Consider the following 19606-nt stretch of genomic DNA (forward strand, 5'->3'; position numbering starts at 1 on the left):
GAGTCATCCGGGTGGTTCGATCGTCGTCAGACCGCCTTTTCCTGGAGCATCACGTGCTTGTAGCGGGAATAGTCGTCGATCGACATTCCGGAGAGCTCTTTGCCGTATCCGGACCCGTCGAAGCCTCCGAACGGCATCTCGGGAACCGTCCACAGGTGGGTGTTGATCCAGACCGTGCCGAAATCGAGTTCGCGGCTGAAGCGCTGGGCCGCGTTGATGTCGTTCGTCCACACGCTCGCCGAGAGACCGTAGGGGACGTCGTTCGCCCACTCGAGCGCCTGGTCGGCGGAGGCCGCGCGCTGTGCCGTGACCACGGGGCCGAATACCTCGCGCTGGACGATCTCCGACGACTGGCTCACGTCGGTGAGCAGCGTCGGTTCGAAGAAGTAGCCAGGGCGATCGAGTTCGTGTCCGCCGAAGACGACCCGGGCGCCATCGGCCGTCGCCCGCTCCACGAAACCGGCAACCCGATCCCGTTGCCTGCTGGAGACGAGCGGGCCCATCGTGGTGGCCTCGTCGAGGGCCGACCCGACGACGATAGCCCGTGCGTGTGCGATGTAGCGCTCGAGGAATTCGTCGAAGACAGCGTCGTGGACGATGAGACGGCACGCCGCCGTGCAGTCCTGGCCCGAGTTGACGAATCCGGCGGCGGCGAGATACTGCGCTGTCGCGTCGACATCGACGTCGTCGAGTACGACGACAGGCGACTTCCCGCCGAGTTCCAGATGGACGCGTTTCAACGTGACCGCCGCTCCGGTCGCCACAGCGACCCCGGTGCCGACGTCGCCGGTGAGAGACACCATCCTGATTGCTGGATGGTCGACGATCGCCCGTCCGGTCGTCGCGTCGCCGAGGACGAGGTTCGCGACCCCCTCGGGCAGGATCTCCGCCATGAGCTCGAACAAGCTGACCGTGGTCAGGGGCGTCAGTTCGGACGGTTTGAGCACGACCGTGTTGCCGGCGGCGAGCGCTGGCCCCAGCTTCCAGACAGCTTCGAGCAACGGGTAGTTCCAGGGCGTGATCAGACCCACGACGCCGATCGGTTCCCGCTCGACGCGTGAATGGAGGCCCTCGGCGAACGTGCCCGTCCCCGTCCCGTGGCTCGTGCGGGCAGCCGCCGCGTAATAGCGGAAGGTGTCCGAGATGCCGGCGATCTCCGCCTTCGCGTTCGTGATCGGCTTTCCGACATCCAACGACTCGAGATACGCGAAGCGATCGGAATGCGCGTCGATCGCGTCGGCGATGGCCGACAGCGCCGCGGCGCGCACGGCAGGGGTCGTGCGCGCCCAGGAGAGCAAAGCCGCGCGTGCCGCCGACACTGCATCGTCCACGTTCGCGGCGGTGGCGATCGGAAGCGTTGCGACGGGTACTCCGGTGCTCGGGTCGAAGACCTCGATCGACTCACCCTCGCCGGCGATCCCGGTCCGCCTCCCACTGATCACGTGCCCGAGGGCTGGAATGGTCGACTGCGTGACGCTCATGAGTTGTCCTCGCTCACCAGATCTGCGGCCCGCATTCCGATCATGACGATGGTCATGTTCGGATTCACGCGAACGATCTCCGGCATCACGGAACCGTCGACGACCCGGAGTCCGTTCACGCCCTTGACCCGGAGTCGCGCGTCCACGACCACGTCCGGATCGGCGGGATCGCCCATCTTCGCGGTGCACAACGGGTGGTAGACGGTGTTCGAATACTTCCGGGCGTGAGCACCGAGCTCCTCGTCGCTCTGATACTCGGGACCTGGAACGATCTCCCGGACGATCCAGTCCTTCAACGCGGCCGTGCCGGCGAACTTGCGGGCGACCTTGATGCCCGCGACGAGCTTCGCCTCGTCGGCGTCCTGGTCGTCGGTGAAATAGCGCGGGTCGACGAGCGGCTTGTCCCGGTAGTCCGCGGATGCGAGACGCACTGTGCCACGACTTGCCGGCCGGGCGACATTGGGTGCCAGGGTGAGCGCGCGGTCGGCATGCACGAGGTCGGTGAAGGGCGGCGCGTCCAGCCAGTAGTTGAGGTGGCCGACCGTGAACTGTGTGTCGAAATCCTCGTCGCCACCGAGCGAGGCGTACACGCCGAGATCGAGCCCGTTGATGCTCTCTCCCGGGTCCTTCGAGATCTCCCAGGTGACCGGGGTCTCGATGTGGTCCTGGAGGTTGGAGCCGACGCCGGGGAGGTCGACCTTGACCGCGATGCCGTGCGTCTCCAGGTGTTCCGCGGGGCCGATACCCGACAGCATCAGCAGCTTGGGGGTGTCGATGGCGCCCGCACTGACGATTACTTCTCGACGGGAGAAGAAGGAGCCGTGGTCGGTCTCCACACCGATCGCCCTGTCGCCATCGAAGAGGATCTTCGTCGCCAACGTCTCCAACTGAAGATGCAGGTTGGCGGGAAGCTCAGCCGACGGGAACAGGTACGCCTGAGCGGTCGAGAAGCGTTTGCCCTCGTGCTCGTTCATGGAGACCCACGAGATCCCCTCTCCGTATTCGCCGGCGGTGTTGTCGATCTCCGGGATGTTCAGCTCGCCCGCCGCCTCGACGACCGCGTTGGACAGGGCCGCCGTCTTCGCCACGGGGTGGACGCGCATGTCCGAGAGGACTCGTTCGAAGTAGGGGGCGGTGCTCGCGGCGTTCCAGCCCGCGGCGCCGAGCGCTTCCCATCGATCCATGTCCGCGTCCGGAGCACGGAGCGCCCAGGCGTCGTTGTGGGAGCTGCACCCGCCGAGCATCTTCGCGCGGCTGATGCGCAGCAGCGAATTGCCGCGCTCCTGTTCGACCAGGGGGTAGTCGTAGTCGTACTTCGGATCGCCGGTCAGGCCCAGTGATTCACCGAGGTAGACCACTTTCGGGTCGTCTTCGTAGGCCGGCCCGCCCTCGATCAGGAGGACGTCGACGGCGGGATCGTCTGCGAGGCGCCGGGCGAGGACCGCACCGGCACTGCCGCCTCCGATAATCAGATAGTCGTATTCGGCGCGTTCAGTCGAACTCATGGCTGCTTCTCGCCTTTCTGCTGCTGGAGGGAATCCGGCTGCTGGTGGGGGTGTCAGGTCGTCAGGCGCTGGAGGTGCTCGCGCAGCTCGGGCCAGACGTCGGTCCGCACGAAATACCCGGAGTCGGCGTCCTTCACGCACGCCACGTGCCTGGTCGAGACGGATGAGACGGTGCGCTCGGTGTTCTCCGAGCGCCAATCGGTGGTGAAGACGAACTCGGTGTCTCGCAGATCGCTGACCGCGACGGTGACCGAAAGGGCCTCCCCCAGCCCGGCGCTTGCCGGGTACTCGGCCCACGACGACCGCACAGGGAGGCCGCGCCCGCTCGCGAACAAGGTCTCGAGGGGCATGCCGACATCGCTCAGCCACCGGGTGAACACCTCTTCGTGCCAGCGGAAGACGTTGCCGAAGTAGAGCACTCCGGCGGCGTCCACATCCCCCAGCACGACCATGCGACCGGTCACCAGTGCACGGCCACGCCGGGCACGATCGGGTCGAGGTGCCTGCCCCACCGCACCTCGGTGAGGTCGATCTCCGGCTCGATTCCGCGGATGAGCTGGCTGACGAGTTTGCCGGTCATCGGGCCGGACGAGTTGCCGAAGACGTGCCCCGCGGCCACGATCAGCCCGGGCGACGCCTCGTCGATGATCGGCACCATGTCCGAGGTGAACGGCAGGACTCCCGCCCAGATGCGGTCGATCGGCGCATCCTTCAGGCCGGGGAAGTCGTCGCCGATGTTCTCGGCGGTCGCACGTATGCCCGAGAGCGTCGGCGAGAGATCCACGTCGGAGGGGTAGTCCATCGGGCAGCCGAGGAGGATCTCTCCGTTGGCGCGCTGCGCAGCGAGGGTGAGCATCCACGACCCGGTCTCGATCTCGATCGGTGAGAGGAAGGCCTGCTCGTCCCACGAGGGAAGTACCCGGAACAGCTCGTACTGCTTGGCTGTCAGGGGTCCGTAGACCACGGGCCGGATCTGCTGGGGAAGCGGCTTGGTGGCGATGACCTGCAGCCGTTCCCGCCCGACGCGGGCGTCGACTCCGCTCGCGGCCATCAGCTTCTCGGTCCACGCGCCGGATGCGACCACGACATAGTCGGCGAAGAACATCCCCTGGGCCGTCTTCACGCCGACGACCCGCTCGCCGTCGTAGATCAGCTCGAGCACGGGCTCGTGTTCACGGATGACGGCGCCGGCCTGTCGTGCCCCCGCAGCGAGAGCGGCGACGACGGTGGGGGTGTTGATCTGCGCATCGTTCGCACAGAAACTCGCACCAAGCACGTCTTCCCGGATGGGCTTGACCAGCTCACGAACGGCCTTGTTGTCGATGAGCTCCATGTCGAGTCCGTCCGCACGCCGGGCGGCGACGAACTCCTCAAAGACGGGAGCCTGGCGTTCGTCGGTGAAGTAGATGAGTCCGCCGTCGGCGCGGAACTCGAACGGGATCGGCAGATCTTCTTTGAGATCGTCGTAGAGCTTGCGGCCGGCGAACGAGACGTCGAGCGCCCATCCCGTGTTGCGGCAGTGCAGCCACACGAAGCCGGGATTGCGGCCGGAGGCGCCGTAGCCGATGGTCTCCTGCTCGAACAAGGTCACATCCAGGCCCTCCCGCGCGGTGAAGTACGCAGTGGATGTGCCGACAAGGCCCCCGCCGATGACGATGACAGACGTGCTCATGATTCTTCCTTTCGTTCAGACGTGGGTGCCGGAGAAATACGGGGCGACCTCTGCCGCCTCGACGGGGTCATGGTCCTCGAGGTTCTGGTAGTAGCCGGCGCGCGAGATCCTGTACATGCCCCGGGCGTCCAATTGGGCGAAGAGCTCCGCAGATTTGACCGCCAAGACGTTGGGGTTGATGACGGAGAGCTCGTTGAGTCCTGCCTCACCGTTCATCGCAGCGAGCTCGTAGCACGCGGAGACGATGGTGCACCCGATGATGACGGTCTCCGCTCCGGTCCGCTGCATGACGTCCAGCACCTTCGCGTACGTGTCGTGGGCGACGGCTGCGGGATCGAGGACCATGTCGTCGACGAACCAGCCGACCGATTCGACGGAGACGCAGTTGGCCTCGGCGCCATAGACGCGGATGGTGTCCTTCAACATCGGGACCGCCTTGTGGTGATCGGTCACCACGGCGAAGCGGTGACCGAACGGCCGGGCGAGCCCGACTGACGACTCGAGAGGGCCGATCACCGGAATGGAGACCAGTTCTCGCGCTTCGGTGAGCGCCGGGTCGTAACAGCATCCGATGACCACCGCATCGAATCCGTCCTCTTCGGCCTGCTTCACCGCACGAAGGATCTCGACCTGCACCAGCTGCTTGGGCGCGTAGTAGTCGAGGTTGCGCGGGCCCGTGGTCAGATGACGGATCTCCAGCTCGGTGTCGGGGAGGAGCGCCCCCTGCAGGACCGTTCCGATGATCTCGTCGTACGCATCGGTTCCGAATGGGTTCAGAAAGCAGATCTTCATCGAGGTCCTTCGTCGGTTGGTCGGGAGGCTTGAGACGACTCTAGGAACCGCGCCTCGCCCGATCCATAGGAGTAGTTACGAGCAAACCGCCGGGGAGCCGTGAGGGTTACAACGGGGGCTGTTCATCCACCCAGGCCGCGGCGATGTCCGACAGCGTGCCGAAGTAGACACCGTCATGGCCCGCGACGTACTCCAGGAATTGCTCGAACATCATGAGGTGGTGGGCTCGCCCGATGGTCTGGGGATGCACGGTCAGCGCGAACACTCCGCCCGGGACGCGCTCGTACGCGAAGTCGAACGAGTCCTTCCACCGCTGCAGGACGTCGCCGGTCGACGCCATGCCGACACTGCGAGGGAGGTTCTCCAGCGGCGGGAAATCGTCCAGGTACCACGACACGGGGATCTCGATGATCGGCGACTCGGGCCCGAATCGGTTCCCGTTCTCGCGATCCTGCACCACGACCGGGCGCGGCCGATAAACCTCGAAGTCCCGGCCCATCAGCGAGGAATCCCAGACGAACTCGAATTCTTCCAATAGTCCGAGTGTCGCATCCGAGAAGTCCCACGCCGGCGACCGATACCCGAACGGACGCCGGCCGAGGAGCCGTTCATGCTGGCTGATCTGGAGGTCGAGCAGGCGGCGCTCTTCGTCCACGTCCAGCTTGTGGATCGGTTCGTGGTAGACGCCATGGGCGGCGATCTCGTGTCCCGCCTGGAGGATGCGATCGCACTGTTCCGGGAAGGTCTGAAGAGTGTGGGTAGGCGTGCACCACGTGGTCGTGATGCCGTACCGCCGGAAGGCGTTCAGCACGCGGTCGACGCCGACGAGCGCGCCGAATTCGCCGCGTGAGAGAAAGCTCGGCGTCGCGACGCCGAACGTCCCCATCCAGACGCTCTGGGCGTCGAAGTCGGAGGAGATGGACACGGCGAGACGCTTGCCCTCGGGCAGTCGCAGCGGCACGGCCTCAGATCCAATCCCGGCTCGGGCCGGCCTTCGCCAGGCGCGTGCCGACCAGGTCCGTCAGGACCGCGTTGGAGCCCTCCCCGCGATGAACAGGGCCGAATCCCTCAGGAAGCGCGAGAATTCGAGGTCTTCGACGTACGCCCAGCCGCCGCCGAGCTCCATACCGGCCAGCGCGGCGTGGAGAGCGGCGTCGCCTGCCGCGACCTTGGCCGATGCGGCCTCGATGTCGCGCCTGCCGCCGGCCTGCTTGGCGCGGGCGGCGGCCAGCGTCAGTGCCTTGGCGGCGGCGATCTCGATGGCGACAGCCCCGAGGCGCGTGCGGACCGTCGGCTTCTCGATGAGGGCCGTCCCGAACGCTTCCCGCTCGCTCGCATAGGACACGGCGTTCCAGAACGCGCTTCGAGCAACGCCGACCGCCGCGGCCGCGACAGCGATCCGTCCGACCTCGAGCCCGTCCATGACCTGTCGGAACCCGTGGCCGGGGACTCCGCCGATGAGGCGGTCGTCCGGCACCATGATGCCGTTCACCGACAGCTCGACGGTTTCGATGCCACGCGAGCCGAGCTTGTCGAGCCTGCGGTCGACCGTCCACTCGCCTGCCTGGAGCAGGAAGAGACTGAGACCGCCGGCACCGCTTCCTGGCGTCGGATCCGTTCTCACCAGGATGAGAAGCAGGTCGCTGTTCGCGGCGTGGGTGATCAGCGCTTTCCGGGCCCGGATCAACCACCCGTGCTCCACCCGTTCGGCCGTGGAGCGGATCTGCTGCAGGTCGGAACCGGCGTGGGCCTCGGTCAGCGCCAGAGCGGCGATGGCGGCGCCTGTCTCGAGCGGTCCGCTCCATCGCGCACGCTGGGCTGCCGTCCCATAGTTCTTCACCGTCCACACGCTCGTCGAGTGCGCGTTGACGACAGGGACGAGGCTGAGCCACCCGCGGCCGATCTCCTCGAGGGCGAGCGCGTATGTCTCGAGATCACGTGTGCACGCGTCGAACAGGTGGAGCTGGCGGAGCCGGCTCACCAGATCCGCGGGGTACTCGCTGCGCGCGTCCCGACCGTGCACATCGTGGAGTTCACTGTCCACGAAGGCGGTGATGGCGTCGAGGAAGTCCTGATCAGCGAGAGAGGCCCGATCCTGGTCACTGAGATTCGCGTGCATCAGGGAGCCCCGTCTCCGAACACCGGCTCCGCGAGCGCTTCGCGGTCGCGAGCGAACGGTTCCAGCGGGATGGTCGGGTCCTCCCCCGCGACCAGCTGCGCCATCAGCTCACCCGCGAGGGGGCCGGAAGCGGTGCCGGCGACGTGGCCGGAATTGACGTACAGCCCGTCGACCTTGTCGATGATCGGCAGCCGGTCGGCTGTGACTCCGACGAGTCCTGCCCAAAGACCTGTGACGCCCAGCGTTCTGAAGGACGGATCGCGGCGCTGGAGCGACTGGATCATCAACGAGGTCGCCTCCACAGTGATGTGCGGGTTGAGGGACTGAGCCGCGTCGTGGGTGTGGCCGATGATGATATTGCCCTCGGCGTTCTGCGTAACGATGTCCTCGTAGGTGAGGTGCGAGCCCTCCTCCAGGCCCGGCGTAGCGAACAGTGTCGGCTCGAAGCTGGGCAAGGAGCTCAGCGCTCCGAAGTTCTCGACGCCGCCCGGGCCGCGTGTGACGACGTGAACCTGCCGCGACACGGCCTGCGTCATGAGCATCCCGACCCGGATGGGGGTGATGGGAAGATCGATGCCCTCCGAAGACAGCGTGGAGGCCCAGGCGCCCGTGCACCAGACGACCCCGCCTGCGGCGATGTCACCGCGCACCGTGCGGACACCGGTCACGGCGTCTCCGTGTCGGGTCATGCCGAGAACAGGCGTGTTCTCGTAGATGCGGACGCCGCGACGTTTGCAGGCGTCGCCGAGAGCGCGCGTGAATTTCGCGGTATTCACCTGAGCGTCGTCGCCGCTGAACACCGCGCCGATCGCGGACGCCGGAACACCGCTCGACAACTTTCTCGCCTCGGCAGCGCTGATCAGCTCAGCTTGGACCCCGTGCTCACGACGGTCGGCCACATAGTCGGCGAAGACCTTCTGCTGGTCCTCGGTCTCGAAGTAGATGAGGCCACCATCCCGCCGGAGCTCGAACGTGTCACCCAGATCGTCGAGGAACCGCTCGTAGAGCTCGGCACCCTGGCGTGCGAGCTGAAGTTCGGTGCCGCCGCGCACGGTCTGCACCCAGATGCCGCCCGAGTTGCGCCCTGATGCGCCGAACGCGGTGAACCGCTGCTCGACGACGAGGACGTCGAATCCGCGCTGCTTCAGCGCGTGCGCCGTCGTCAATCCGACGATGCCGCCCCCGACGACGACGATATCTGCCTGGTCAAGAACCATTCCGGACCTCCGCTGGCCGCCCCACTGTGATTCTCACATCCTGCCATCCGGCCATCTCAGGTGGCCGTCCATCCGCCGTCGACATGGATGACCTGTCCGGTGACATAGGAGGCGCTGTCGGATGCGAGGAAAGCGATGACCGCCGCGACCTCATCGGGGCTCCCTCCCCGCTTGGCGGGGATGAGGAAGTCCCAGAGTTCAGGCGAGGCTCCGATCCCGCGATCCATGTCGAGGACGCCGCCGAGCTGCTCGCCGGAATTCTTCCGGATATCTGTCTGGGTCACGCCGGGGGCGACGACATTGGCCGTGATTCCGAGCGGTCCGAGGTCGATGGAGAGCCTCCTCGTCATGCCCTCGATCCCCGCTTTGCTCGCCGCATAGGACAGTCCGTCCGCCGCACCTCGCTGCCCGGCGACCGAACCGACGTTGATGATCCGTCCGCGTCGGTTCGGGATCATCAACTCGGAGGCGACCTTGCAGCCGTGGAAGTAGCCGGTCAGGTTGATCGCGATGATCCGCTGCCACAGCTCCAGCGTGGTCTCCTCGATGCTGGCGTACGCGTCGAAGACACCCGCGTTGTTGACGAACACGTCGAGACCGTCGTCACCGGCGGCCTCGGCACCGAATGTTCGCATCGCGTCGAAATCGGTCACGTCCAGTTCGACGGTCGTGACCTCGGGCAGCGCTGCTTTCGTCGAGTCCAGCCGTTCGCGCGAGATATCGCCGACGTAGACCGTGTCGCCGTTCTGCGCGAACGCACGTGCCACCGCCAGTCCGATGCCCGAACCTGCGCCCGTGATCGCTACCCGCTTCACCATCCCGCTGCCTCCTTATCGGCCTGAAAGTCCCGGACAGCCGGGTCGTACTCGACGGAATCCGCCGGGATGACCCGGATCGGGCGACCGCTCTCCTGCTCCTCGGTCAGGTGAGCGATGACCCCCGGCAGCGTCGAAAGGATGGCGACTCCCGTCGTCTCATCGGGAGTGAAGCCCATCTCCACAAGAACAAGGGCCATCATCCCCACATCGTTGACCGGGATCCAGTCCCGCCCCGTCTGCCGCCCGAACTCCGCGTGGAGGGTTTCGTAGAACGCTGCCCGCGGTCCCCAGAAGCCGAGCGTCTCGGCGATCTCCTTGATCTTCTGCGCGCGAGGGTCGACGTACTTGAACACCGGATGCCCGAGGCCCGGAATCCTGCGGCGCGACGACCGGTATTCGGACACGATCTCCTCGGCCACCTCCGCGGCCGACCGGTCCGAGACCTGCAGCCGATCGAAGCTCTCGATCGCGAACCTCGCCGTGTCCTCCGGCGCCAGCGTGTTCTTCCCCACTGCGAGGACGGCTGCCGCGAGGCCGGCCGCCACATTGGGGTTCGCCGACATGACGTAGCGCGCCGCTACGGTGCCCGGCTTCTCCAGCGCGTAGTCGAGCACCGCGGTCAGGATCGCATCCAGCATCCGGGTCTGCTCCGGCGTGGGAAGCGAGCCGCGGATGAGGAGGTAGGTTGCGGCGCTGAACGACACGCCTCCGATGAGTTCCTCCAGGTCGTATCCACGGATCCGTACGGTGGACTCATCCACGCGGCTCACGGACGATGTCCAATAGCGCTCTCCCACAACGTCCCTCCGCGATACTCGGCGACCTTCCGGCCTCGTCATTGTGCCCAGACTAGGGCCGCCTCCGCGGACCAACCATTGGAGAATTTCCATGAGTTCCGGCGCCTGGTTGTGAGAAGCACCGGAGTCAGGCGGAGGGCGCGCGGTTAGAATCGCCTCATGCAGCCGGGGCACCACGGCCTCACCGGGCCTCGCGGAGGAGACGTGAGTCGTCCGCCCCTGAGCCCGTGCACGCTGGCAGACTTGATGAGTCACGAAGCCCTCGGCCTGCGTCTCATCGCCGGCGCCAGTGGTTTCGAGGAACGCCCCGTGACATCGGCCCAGATCTTCTCTGATCGTCTCGATGAGGATCGGCTGAGCGCCGACGAGCTGATCCTGTTGATCGGCGGGTGGGCGGATGGGCCCACGGAACCCGCACGCATCGCGGCCCTTTTCGCCGAAGCCGAAGTCGCCGCGGTGGTCATCCCGGAGACATTGAGCGAGTCGCTTCAGACGAGCGCGTCCGAAGCGCTTTCGGCTGCGGGGATCCCGGTCTTCCTCGTCCCGAGGACGACCCGTTTCGCCGACATCATCGACACCGTGAGCCGCGCTCACGCCAGTCCCGATACTGCGCGCTTCCAGCGGATGATGTCGATGCAGCAGTCCCTGGTCGCGGCGATGGACTCTGCCGAGCCCGCCGTCTCGCTCGTGCGCAAACTCGCGACGCTGACTGATGGCATCGCCGGCGTCACCGACGAGTCCGGGCTCGTGGAGAACGCGACCGGCGCGCTCCCTTTCGTCCTGTTCCGCCAGGAGATCGGCGGATACGAAGCGCCCACGATCGAGCTCGACGTCGGCGGCTGGGAGGGCCTCGCGGTTCGCCTGCACTCGCTGCCGGGCCGACCCCGACGCTGGCTCATCCTCGCCAGCCGGCGCGTCGGCTTCCTCAATGCCTACGGTCGCGCCGCCGCCGCCGTCACGGCGTCGCTGTTGGAGGCGGCGAAACGGATCGACACTCTCGCGATGAATCAGGACCGCGCGATCCGGAGTTCCATCCTGCGGCGCGCTCTGGAGCTGGAGCCGTATGAGAGCACCGAGGGGCTCGAGGAACGAGCCTCGGCGCTGGGCCTGAATTTCGCGAACGAGGTGCGCGTGCTTTCGATCGTGTTCCCGAACGCGCACCGTCAGCACCGCATCCCGGCTGCCGACCTCCTGGAGGAGACGATCGCCGCTCATGGGGCGACCGGGTTCACCCTGGAGCAGGCGAACGGCTTCACCGTCCTGCTCCAGGCGAGCGCCGACACGCAGGCCAAGACGATCAAGTCCATCCTTTCGAATCAGCCCGGGTCCTTCGTCGGCACCGGACGGGCCATCGAGAAGATCGGCGAGGTCGCCACCTCGCACCACGACGCGATCCTTGCCGTGCAGTTCGCACTCAGGGGCCGCAAGACGCGGACCGCGAGCTACGACGAACTGGACTTCTCCGTCCGGCTGCTGGCCGACATCGGGCAGGCGAGCATGGCCGAGTGGCGCGACCGCATCCTCGGGCCGTTTCGAGACAAGCCGCTGCTGCTGGAAGCGATCACCACGTATTTCGCTGAAGAGTTCGATGTGATGTCCGCGGCCAGGCACTTGAACATCCATCACAATTCGATGCGCTATCGGCTGTCCAAGGTCGAGGAGATCCTCGGCGCGTCCATCCGCTCCCCCTCGATGATCACGGCATTGCATCTGGCGATGACCGCCGAAGCGGCGGGCGCGGAATTGACCGCAGAGACCCTCGGACCGCTGCGACCCTCACGCGACACCGGCGACCGCGTGACCGATGCGGTGGCGAGCGACGCGCCCGCGAGCGGACCGCTGTTCCCCGAGCCGAGCGACAGCTTCGGCGCCGCGCGCGTCGACTGAGGAAGCCGACCTGAGCGGGGCTCGCGCGGTCCCGCTATTCGACCGACGTGGTCGTCGACCGCGCAAGCGCCCCGATGATCGCCTCCGCCTCGGCCACCATCGAGGTCACGACGTCTCCGGCGGGCGTCAGCTCGTGGATGTTCTCCACACCCTGCCCGATCGGCATCATGCCCCAGTCCAGGTCGCCATCCTGGTAGCCGGTCTCGACTCGCTCGCCCGCGACCGCGTACTGCCCCGGGAAGCCCCGCACCGACGACGGGTCGCCTTCCCATTTCGTGGTCCACTGGTTCCGGAAGGCACGGAGCGGCTTGCCCGTGTACGACTTGGTCAGCACGGTGTCACGGCTATGACCGGCGAGCACGCGCGCCTTGAAGGCATCATGACCGTACGCCTCCGGGGTGGCGATGAACCGGGAACCGACCCAGACCGCCTGCGCGCCCAGCGCGAGCGCGGCGGCGAGGCCACGGCCGTCTGTGATACCGCCGGCTGCGGCGACCGGGAGATCGACCGTATCCACCACGGCGGGCGTCAACGCCATCGTGGCGACATGACCGGTGTGACCTCCTCCTCGGTGCCCTGAGCGATCAGGAAGTCGATTCCGCTTGCGGCGGCTCGTTGGGCCCCGCCGATCGAGCCGACCATCGCGCCCACCAGGATGCCTCTGCTCCTGGCCGCGTCGATGAACCACGACGGCGTCGCGAAAGTCAGCACGACGACCGGCGGCGCTTCGTCGAGAACCACTTGCACCTGGTCTGTGACCGCCCCGGGAGTGAGGAGCGCCTGAACTCCGGCCAGTTTGGTGCGCTGGGCCGGGCTCATCGCGTCCCAGAGTTCGCGGACGGGCGCCCAGGTCGCCTCATCCTCCGTCGTCAACGATTCCGGGAGGAGCAGATTCACGGCATACGGCTTGGAGGTGCGGCTGCGGATGTCTCGGATCTCGGCCCGCAGCGCGTCCGGCATGAAGCTGACGCCGCCCAAGCAGCCCATTCCGCCTGCCTCGCTGACGGCGACGACCAAGTCGGCCTGCGCGACGCGTGCCATGCCGGCTGAGAGCACAGGATGCTCGATCTGCAGAAGACGGGTGAGCTCAGTGGCGATCACGAGAGGGAGGTCCTTTCAGACGTGCGGATGTCGGTGCGGAGCGCATCCGCGATGGGGTGGGGGATTGACTGGGCGCGACCCGTCGACACGTCGACGTTCACGTACGTGCTTTCCACCGTGCAGACCAGCTCCGCCTCCCGGTGGAACGCGAAACGGAGATCGGCGCTCGACGTGCCGACGCGCACACAGGTGACCCGCGCTTCGATGACGTCATCGAGTCGCGCCGGACGGTGAAAGGTCAGGTGCGTCGCGACGAGCGAAGGGTCGTACCCTGCCGAGAGCAGCTCCGGGTATCCCCATCCGAGAAAGCGGAAGTACTCGGTCATCGACACATCGGCGTACTCGAGATACCGGCTGTTGAAGACGAACTGCTGCGGATCGGTCTCGTGGTAGCGCACCCGGAAGGTGTGGACGAACAAGGCCATCTCAGCTCGCGTCCGCTTCCAGCCGCGCGTAGAGGTCCTCGCGCCGGTACCGGAAGCCGGGCGGCTCCGGCTGCGCCCGGGACTCCTCCAGCAGCGCCGAGTCGAGCCGGGCGATCACGAATCCTTCGCTTCCGTCGTCGTCGTGGGCGACAACGATGCCTTCGTTGTCGCCGAATCGCCGCTCCAACGGCATGGCGACGAGAGCATGACCAGTGCCGTGCATCGCGCCGTCCCGCGGCAGACCGCTGGAGCCGACCAGTGTGGAGACCGCCACGTAGACCTGGTTCTCCATGGCGCGCGCGTGCGCCCCGTAGCGGACGCGCTGTGCCCCGCGCCGGTTCCAGGTCAGTGATGGCACAAGGATGAGGTCCACCCCTCGCTTCGCCAGGTGCCGCGACACCTCGGGGAACTCGATGTCGGCGCAGATCTGCACGGCCGTCCTCATTCCGTTGATCTCGGTGATGAGCACAGCGTCGCCGGCCTCGGTGCCGAGGCTCCGCTCCTGCGGGATGAGGTGCAGCTTGTCCTGCTGCTCCACCCGGCCATCCGGGTGCGCCACGTATGCGGTATTCCGATGCGCGCCGGTTTCCGTCTCGCGGAAGTGGCTGCCTACGACCACCACGCCGAGGTCGGAGGCGACCCGCACGATCGCGTCGACGAACCGCCCGGTGTAGGACGGGAACACGGAACGGTACGCCTCGTCGAGGTCATCGACCGTGAGGTGCTCCGCCTCCGGAAGCGACGCGAGCAGACCCATGGTCGTCAGCTCTGGCAGAAGGACGACCTCCGCCCCGTCAGCGGCCGCGGCACGGACCAGGCCGGTCAGGTGCTCCTCGAAATCATCGAATGTGCGCTCCGGCCGAAGCTCGAACTGGGTCGCTGCCACGGAGAGAGTATTCATGCGCCGGCCGTCGTGTTCGTCACCAGCGCCAGGGACTTCCGGTCTACTTTGCCGGTGCGCGGATTCACCGGCAGTTCGTCCACGGTGATGAAGCGGGTCGGCACCTTGAACGAAGCCAGGCGCGTGCGGCAGAATTCCGCGAGCGCATCCGGATCGATGGCCTCTCCTGGCCGTGCGACGACCGCGGCCACGACCGCCTCGCCGTACTCGGCATCGGGACGCCCGAAGACGGCCGCTGCGCGAACGGAGTGGTGTTCGGCGAGCACGCCCTCCACTTCGGCGGGCGAAACGTTGGCCCCGCCGCGGATGATCATGTCGGAGAGCCGGCCGAGGACGTAGACGTATCCCTGCTCATCCACGGTGACGAGGTCTTTGGTGCGGTACCAGCCGTCGACTGTCGCATCCGCCGTCGCCTGGGGATTGTCCCAGTAGCCGAGGAAGTGCGCGGGCGCCTTCCAGAGTGCTTCGCCTGCTCGGCCCGGGGCCACGTCCGACCCGTCCTCGTCCACCACGCGCATCCGCGCACCCGGTACGACCCTGCCGGCGCTCCCGAGCCGCGGCTCCGGGTCCACGGCCGGATCGTAGGTCACGACGGGGAAACACTCGGATGCAGCGAACACGTCATGCACGGGAACACCCGTGAGGCGCTGCCACCGGGCGAAGACCGCTTCGTTTCGAGGCTCGCCGCCGGAGATGCAGAACCGGAGGGAGCGGAAGTCGGCGGCTCCCGGATGGTTCTCCGCGTACTCCGTCAGCTTGACGAACATCGTGGTCACGCCGGGGAGGAACGTGCCCTGTCGATCACTGATCGCCTCCACCAGGAGCGCCGGGTTGGTGCGAGCGAGGATGAGGACGGTGCCGCCGCGGCTCAGAGTCGACATCGATGCCGTCGTCAGCCCGAACACCCACGCCATGGGAAGGCAGACGATGGTGCGGTCGGCCGGGCCGATGCGCCACACGTCCGCATAGGCGTCGGCGCCGGCAGACAGGCCCTCCGCCGAGTGCATCACCGCTTTCGGACGCGACGTGCTTCCGGAGGTGTAGCAGATCAGGGCCAGCGCCTCCGGATCGAGCTCCGTCAGCGGAGGAAGCGTGTGGACCGCGGCGGCTCCATCGCCGGACGCGTCCTGCAGGACCGTGTCATTGTCGACGATCGTGTCCACGGACACGCTTGAGCCGTTCAGTCGCGCGGCAGCTCTGCCATCCGCCAGCACGACCGTCGACAGGGAGTTGCCGATCACGTACTCGAGCTCGTCGGTCGTCGACGACGGATACACCGTGACGAGGGTCGCGCCGAGGCGCCAGACGGCGAACGCCACGACCAGATAGGCCGCCGAGTTGTCTGCTATCAGAGCCACGCGCACGCCACGGGCGACGCCCATCTCCTGGAGACGCCCGGCGAAGCGATCGACGGCGTCCACGAGCGCGGCGAAGGTGACGAGCCGGTCGCCATCTTCGAGAGCGACAGCATCGCCGTCGGTCGCGTTCGTGATCCGTTCCAGGAACCGCATGTGTTACGCCTGCTCCCTCTTGAACATGACGACCCACTGGCCGTCTTGGGCGACATCCCCATTCTGCGTGACCACCTCGACATCGAAGGTCACGATTCCGCGGTCGGGCTTCGACGACGACGGCTTGACGGACGCAACCGTCTGTCGCACGTGGATCGTGTCGCCGATCCGTACGGCGCCTTTCAAGTTCCATGTCATGCCGAGGAAGGCGATGGCCGTTCCTTCTTTGATTCCGAGGCGCGATTCCAGCCCGGTTGCGATGGCGAAGACACCCGGTCCGTGGAAGATGCGTCCGCCGAACTGCGTCGCCTTGGCGAACTCCTCGTCGGTGTGCAGCGGATTGAAATCCCCCGAGATGCCGGCGAACAGGACGAGGTCTGCTTCGGTGATCGTCCGCGCGGGGCTCTCCCAGGTCTGGCCGATCTCGAACTCGTCGAAATACATTCCCCGTTGTCTCGTCTGTTCTGCGATGTCCACGTTGGTCCCTTTCACGTTCCGGCGACCGAGTTCCCTGCGGCCATGACATATCTCACCCCGTCGCCGGAATTCGCGCTATTGGTCGATTAACAACGAAGCCGTGATCCGCCAGTGCAGGAGACCAACACCGGCAGGAATCATCGCCTGAGGGAGAGGCGCCGGCTGACACACAGAGCCGCACCCGCCCGAAGGCGGGTGCGGCTCATCGTTTCGCCTGCGTGCTGCGGCGGTCCTGTCGTCGACTCAGCCGGCCGGGTCGGGGACGAGATCACCGGCGTCGTCGCGGCCGATGCGCGCATAGACCTCCGGCCGCCGGGTCCGGTACACCGCGGCGAGGATGACGCCGACGGCGATGAGTCCGTAGATCACTCCGAGCACGAGCCAGGTCAGCCATCCCTCCGTCCCGGCGAGCAAGTCGAAATTGATCGTCGAGAGGACGAGCGCCACCGCGAGGAATACAAGCGAGATGGCAGTGCCGATCGCTTGCCAGGTCGCTTTCTTCTTCGCCGTCGTGTCCCGCACCAGGAACACTGTGATGGCGAGCGCAGCGACGACCAGCAGGATGACGAAGCAGTACGAGTACACGCCGGAGAGCCTCGCGTAGGCCGTGTCGCCGTCGATCTGCGCGACTGCGAAGATCACGAGTCCCGCCAACGACGCGATGCTCACCGCGATCGAGGCGCGGTGCGGGGACCCGTGACGTTCGTGCACCCGGCTGAGGCCTTTCGACAACACGCCGTCCGCACTCAAGTTGTAGAGGTATCGCGACGTGATGTTGTGACTCGCCAGGACCAGCGCGAAGGAGCTGGTGATGAGGAGCACGGAGACGGCGAAGTACGCGACATTTCCGGTGTAGTGCTTGACGCTCTCACTCGATGCCGCGACGAGGTTCTTATTGAGAACGGCCATGATGGCATCAGCCCCATACGAGTTGATGAACACCCATGCGGTCAGGGAATAGAGGACAGCCAGCGTTCCGACGACAGCATAGGTCGCCCGAGGCACGGTGCGGCGTGGACGCTTCACCTCATCACGGAAGATGATGGTCGCCTCGAACCCGCCGTAGAGACCGATGCCGAAGATGAAGCCGACGGCGATGGAGCCGGAGAAGATGTTCGACGGTTTGAAGCTGTCGAAGCCGAGGCCATGGGCTCCGCCCTGGACGATCACCGAGATGTCGTAGATGACAAGAAGCAGCAGTTCGAGGGCGAGGAAGACGGTCAGCAGCCTGGCCGAGAAGTTGATGTTCAAGTACCCGAGCACCGCCACGATGACGAACATCACACCCGCGTACAGCCACCAGGGCAGCGAAGGGCCCCCGAGAGCTCCATGGACGAGAGAGTCGGTCGCGACGCCGCCCAGCGCGTAGGCAGAGAGATTTGCTGCGTAATAGCAGACCATCGCCGCGAAACCAGTGCCGAGCCCGGGAATCTTGCCCAGCCCCGCCGAGACGAAGGCGTAGAAGCCGCCCGGCTTCGGAAGTCGCAGGCCCATCGCGACGAGGCCGGCAGCGAAGAGTGCCGCGATCACGCCGCAGAACAGGTACATGACCGGAGTTCCCACTCCGTTCCCCAACAGGATGGTCACGGGTATGAAGCCGAGAAAGACCACCATCGGGCCGTTGTAGGCGAGGACGGTGAAGACCAGGTTGAAGAATCCGATGTTGCCTTGGAGCTTGTCGCCGGGGGCCGTACCGGCCTCCATCGCGTGAGTGCCGTCCGAACTTGTCGCGGTCATGTCCGGTTTCTCCTGTCAGTGAGCAAGGCGCGGGGGCGCGGGTCTTGCGTAGTGCGGTCGCTCGGCCACCGGGACGTGACCGCCTTCGCCATCGAAGGTCTACGTTTCGCATGAACATAGGTAGGCGGAGTCGCGATCGCCATTGGGGATTCTCCTAAGCCGCCCAGCGTGCGTTGGTGGTACGACAGGACGGAGAACTTCTCAGCCACAATTGTGCGCTATCTCGGCGGTAGCGATTCGCGTGTTTGTTCAGCCGCGAAAGGACCCGACAGGCACTCCTGACACGCCGGCGTCAGCCAGCCGGTAAAGGGACCCATCAGCGGTTCGAGGTGAATCGAGTCCATACTGCGCCGTGGTCACGAAGAGTTCCCGCAGGCCTGGTCCTCCGAACGCGCAGGAGGCCGGCTGACTCGCTTCCGACCCGATCTCCCGAAGGAGGTCGCCCTCTGGACTGATGCGAACGATTCTGCTTCCGCCCCACAGCGCGATCCACAGGCAGCCGTCCATGTCCACTGCGAGGCCGTCCGGCAATCCTTCGGACTCACGGAAGCGGCGCACCACTCGCTTGTGCGAGATCGACCCGCTTGCCGGATCGAAATCGAACGCGAACGTCTCGCCCGTCACGCTGTCATTCAGATAGAAGATCCGGCCCTCGCGGTCCCAGCCCAGGCCGTTCGGCAGCGTGAGGCCGGTCAGGACCTGCCGCACGCCCCAGTCGGTGTCGAGTACATGAAGGGCGCCTTGCTCGGCGGCTTCATCCTTATGGAGGCTGCCTGCCCAGAGCCGACCATCAGGGCCGGGCTTCGCATCATTCATCAAGTGGTCCGCGTCCAGGAAGGACAGCAATCGGCCGTCGCCCCCGTCCGCCAACAATTCCAAGAATCCCGACGCTGTGGCAACGACATAACCTCGCGTACTGGGCGACACAGCTCCGATGAAGCCGCCCAGAGCGCGACTGGTCTTGGATGATCCATCCCACGTGTTGAGAACGCCAGGCGTCATATCGACCCACACCAGACGACCTTCCTCGGGCAGCCAGATCGGAGACTCCCCGATGTCATCTTCGCCAGGCACGAGCAATTGGAGCTCGGTGCGTGGGCGCTGATCACTACTTGCTGGGTCGACCATTGGGCTCAACTTTTCGTGGTGGGACGGTTCAGCCACAA

The 19606-nt window shown here is 66.2% G+C and carries 17 protein-coding genes and 1 pseudogene; 1 reads left to right on the top strand and 17 read right to left on the bottom strand.

Translation table 11 applies throughout. The features are described from left to right. Window positions 1-26: 26 nt before the first annotated feature. From ACRAWC_RS08565 to ACRAWC_RS08610, 10 genes are all read right to left on the bottom strand, one after another. Window positions 27-1481, bottom strand: coding sequence for an aldehyde dehydrogenase family protein (locus ACRAWC_RS08565; RefSeq protein ID WP_431347345.1), 1455 nt, complete (start codon window positions 1479-1481; stop codon window positions 27-29). Next, window positions 1478-2986 carry a GMC family oxidoreductase gene (locus tag ACRAWC_RS08570; protein WP_431347346.1) on the bottom strand — a complete coding sequence of 503 codons (1509 nt, stop codon included), beginning with the start codon at window positions 2984-2986 and terminating at the stop codon, window positions 1478-1480. Before ACRAWC_RS08570 ends, ACRAWC_RS08565 begins: the two co-directional genes overlap by 4 nt. A 53-nt stretch (window positions 2987-3039) precedes the next feature. Beyond that, complete coding sequence (locus ACRAWC_RS08575; protein WP_431347347.1) at window positions 3040-3450, bottom strand: acyl-CoA thioesterase; 411 nt, start codon at window positions 3448-3450, stop codon at window positions 3040-3042. After that, on the bottom strand, window positions 3447-4658 hold the full coding sequence (locus ACRAWC_RS08580; RefSeq protein ID WP_431347348.1) for an NAD(P)/FAD-dependent oxidoreductase: 1212 nt from the start codon (window positions 4656-4658) through the stop codon (window positions 3447-3449). The genes ACRAWC_RS08575 and ACRAWC_RS08580 overlap by 4 nt, the downstream gene beginning before the upstream one ends. Before the next feature lie 15 nt (window positions 4659-4673). Continuing rightward, window positions 4674-5450, bottom strand: a complete 777-nt coding sequence (locus ACRAWC_RS08585; RefSeq protein WP_431347349.1) for an aspartate/glutamate racemase family protein — start codon at window positions 5448-5450, stop codon at window positions 4674-4676. Window positions 5451-5556: 106 nt separating this feature from the next. Continuing rightward, window positions 5557-6411, bottom strand: a complete 855-nt coding sequence (locus tag ACRAWC_RS08590; protein ID WP_431347350.1) for a polysaccharide deacetylase family protein — start codon at window positions 6409-6411, stop codon at window positions 5557-5559. Between the two features lie 60 nt (window positions 6412-6471). Further along, window positions 6472-7569 (bottom strand): acyl-CoA dehydrogenase family protein, encoded by a 1098-nt coding sequence (locus ACRAWC_RS08595; protein WP_431347351.1) that lies wholly within the window; start codon window positions 7567-7569, stop codon window positions 6472-6474. After that, window positions 7569-8786, bottom strand: coding sequence for an NAD(P)/FAD-dependent oxidoreductase (locus tag ACRAWC_RS08600; protein ID WP_431347352.1), 1218 nt, complete (start codon window positions 8784-8786; stop codon window positions 7569-7571). Before ACRAWC_RS08600 ends, ACRAWC_RS08595 begins: the two co-directional genes overlap by 1 nt. A gap of 56 nt (window positions 8787-8842) precedes the next feature. Then, window positions 8843-9604, bottom strand: coding sequence for an SDR family NAD(P)-dependent oxidoreductase (locus tag ACRAWC_RS08605; protein WP_431347353.1), 762 nt, complete (start codon window positions 9602-9604; stop codon window positions 8843-8845). Continuing rightward, window positions 9598-10494 carry a citryl-CoA lyase gene (locus ACRAWC_RS08610; RefSeq protein WP_431349399.1) on the bottom strand — a complete coding sequence of 299 codons (897 nt, stop codon included), beginning with the start codon at window positions 10492-10494 and terminating at the stop codon, window positions 9598-9600. Before ACRAWC_RS08610 ends, ACRAWC_RS08605 begins: the two co-directional genes overlap by 7 nt. A 153-nt stretch (window positions 10495-10647) precedes the next feature. Here ACRAWC_RS08610 and ACRAWC_RS08615 point away from each other — a divergent pair, with 153 nt between their 5' ends. Further along, complete coding sequence (locus ACRAWC_RS08615) at window positions 10648-12288, top strand: helix-turn-helix domain-containing protein (RefSeq protein ID WP_431347354.1); 1641 nt, start codon at window positions 10648-10650, stop codon at window positions 12286-12288. Window positions 12289-12322: 34 nt separating this feature from the next. Here the strand turns inward: ACRAWC_RS08615 and ACRAWC_RS08620 are convergent. From ACRAWC_RS08620 to ACRAWC_RS08650, 7 genes and pseudogenes are all read right to left on the bottom strand, one after another. Continuing rightward, window positions 12323-13389, bottom strand: a pseudogene (locus tag ACRAWC_RS08620) (NAD(P)H-dependent flavin oxidoreductase). Then, a complete protein-coding gene (locus tag ACRAWC_RS08625) occupies window positions 13386-13814 on the bottom strand; it encodes an acyl-CoA thioesterase (protein ID WP_431347355.1) in 429 nt (142 codons plus the stop codon). The pseudogene ACRAWC_RS08620 and the gene ACRAWC_RS08625 overlap by 4 nt, the downstream one beginning before the upstream one ends. 1 nt (window position 13815) lies before the next feature. Beyond that, window positions 13816-14700, bottom strand: a complete 885-nt coding sequence (locus tag ACRAWC_RS08630) for a nitrilase-related carbon-nitrogen hydrolase (RefSeq protein WP_431347356.1) — start codon at window positions 14698-14700, stop codon at window positions 13816-13818. 11 nt (window positions 14701-14711) lie between these two features. Continuing rightward, window positions 14712-16226, bottom strand: a complete 1515-nt coding sequence (locus ACRAWC_RS08635) for a class I adenylate-forming enzyme family protein (RefSeq protein ID WP_431347357.1) — start codon at window positions 16224-16226, stop codon at window positions 14712-14714. A gap of 3 nt (window positions 16227-16229) precedes the next feature. Further along, a complete protein-coding gene (locus ACRAWC_RS08640) occupies window positions 16230-16703 on the bottom strand; it encodes a MaoC/PaaZ C-terminal domain-containing protein (RefSeq protein WP_431347358.1) in 474 nt (157 codons plus the stop codon). A 243-nt stretch (window positions 16704-16946) separates the two neighbouring features. Continuing rightward, complete coding sequence (locus ACRAWC_RS08645) at window positions 16947-18440, bottom strand: APC family permease (protein WP_431347359.1); 1494 nt, start codon at window positions 18438-18440, stop codon at window positions 16947-16949. A gap of 249 nt (window positions 18441-18689) precedes the next feature. Then, window positions 18690-19568, bottom strand: a complete 879-nt coding sequence (locus ACRAWC_RS08650) for an SMP-30/gluconolactonase/LRE family protein (protein WP_431347360.1) — start codon at window positions 19566-19568, stop codon at window positions 18690-18692. Between the last annotated feature and the right edge of the window lie 38 nt (window positions 19569-19606).

It is taken from the genome of Leifsonia sp. L25, assembly GCF_050632895.1.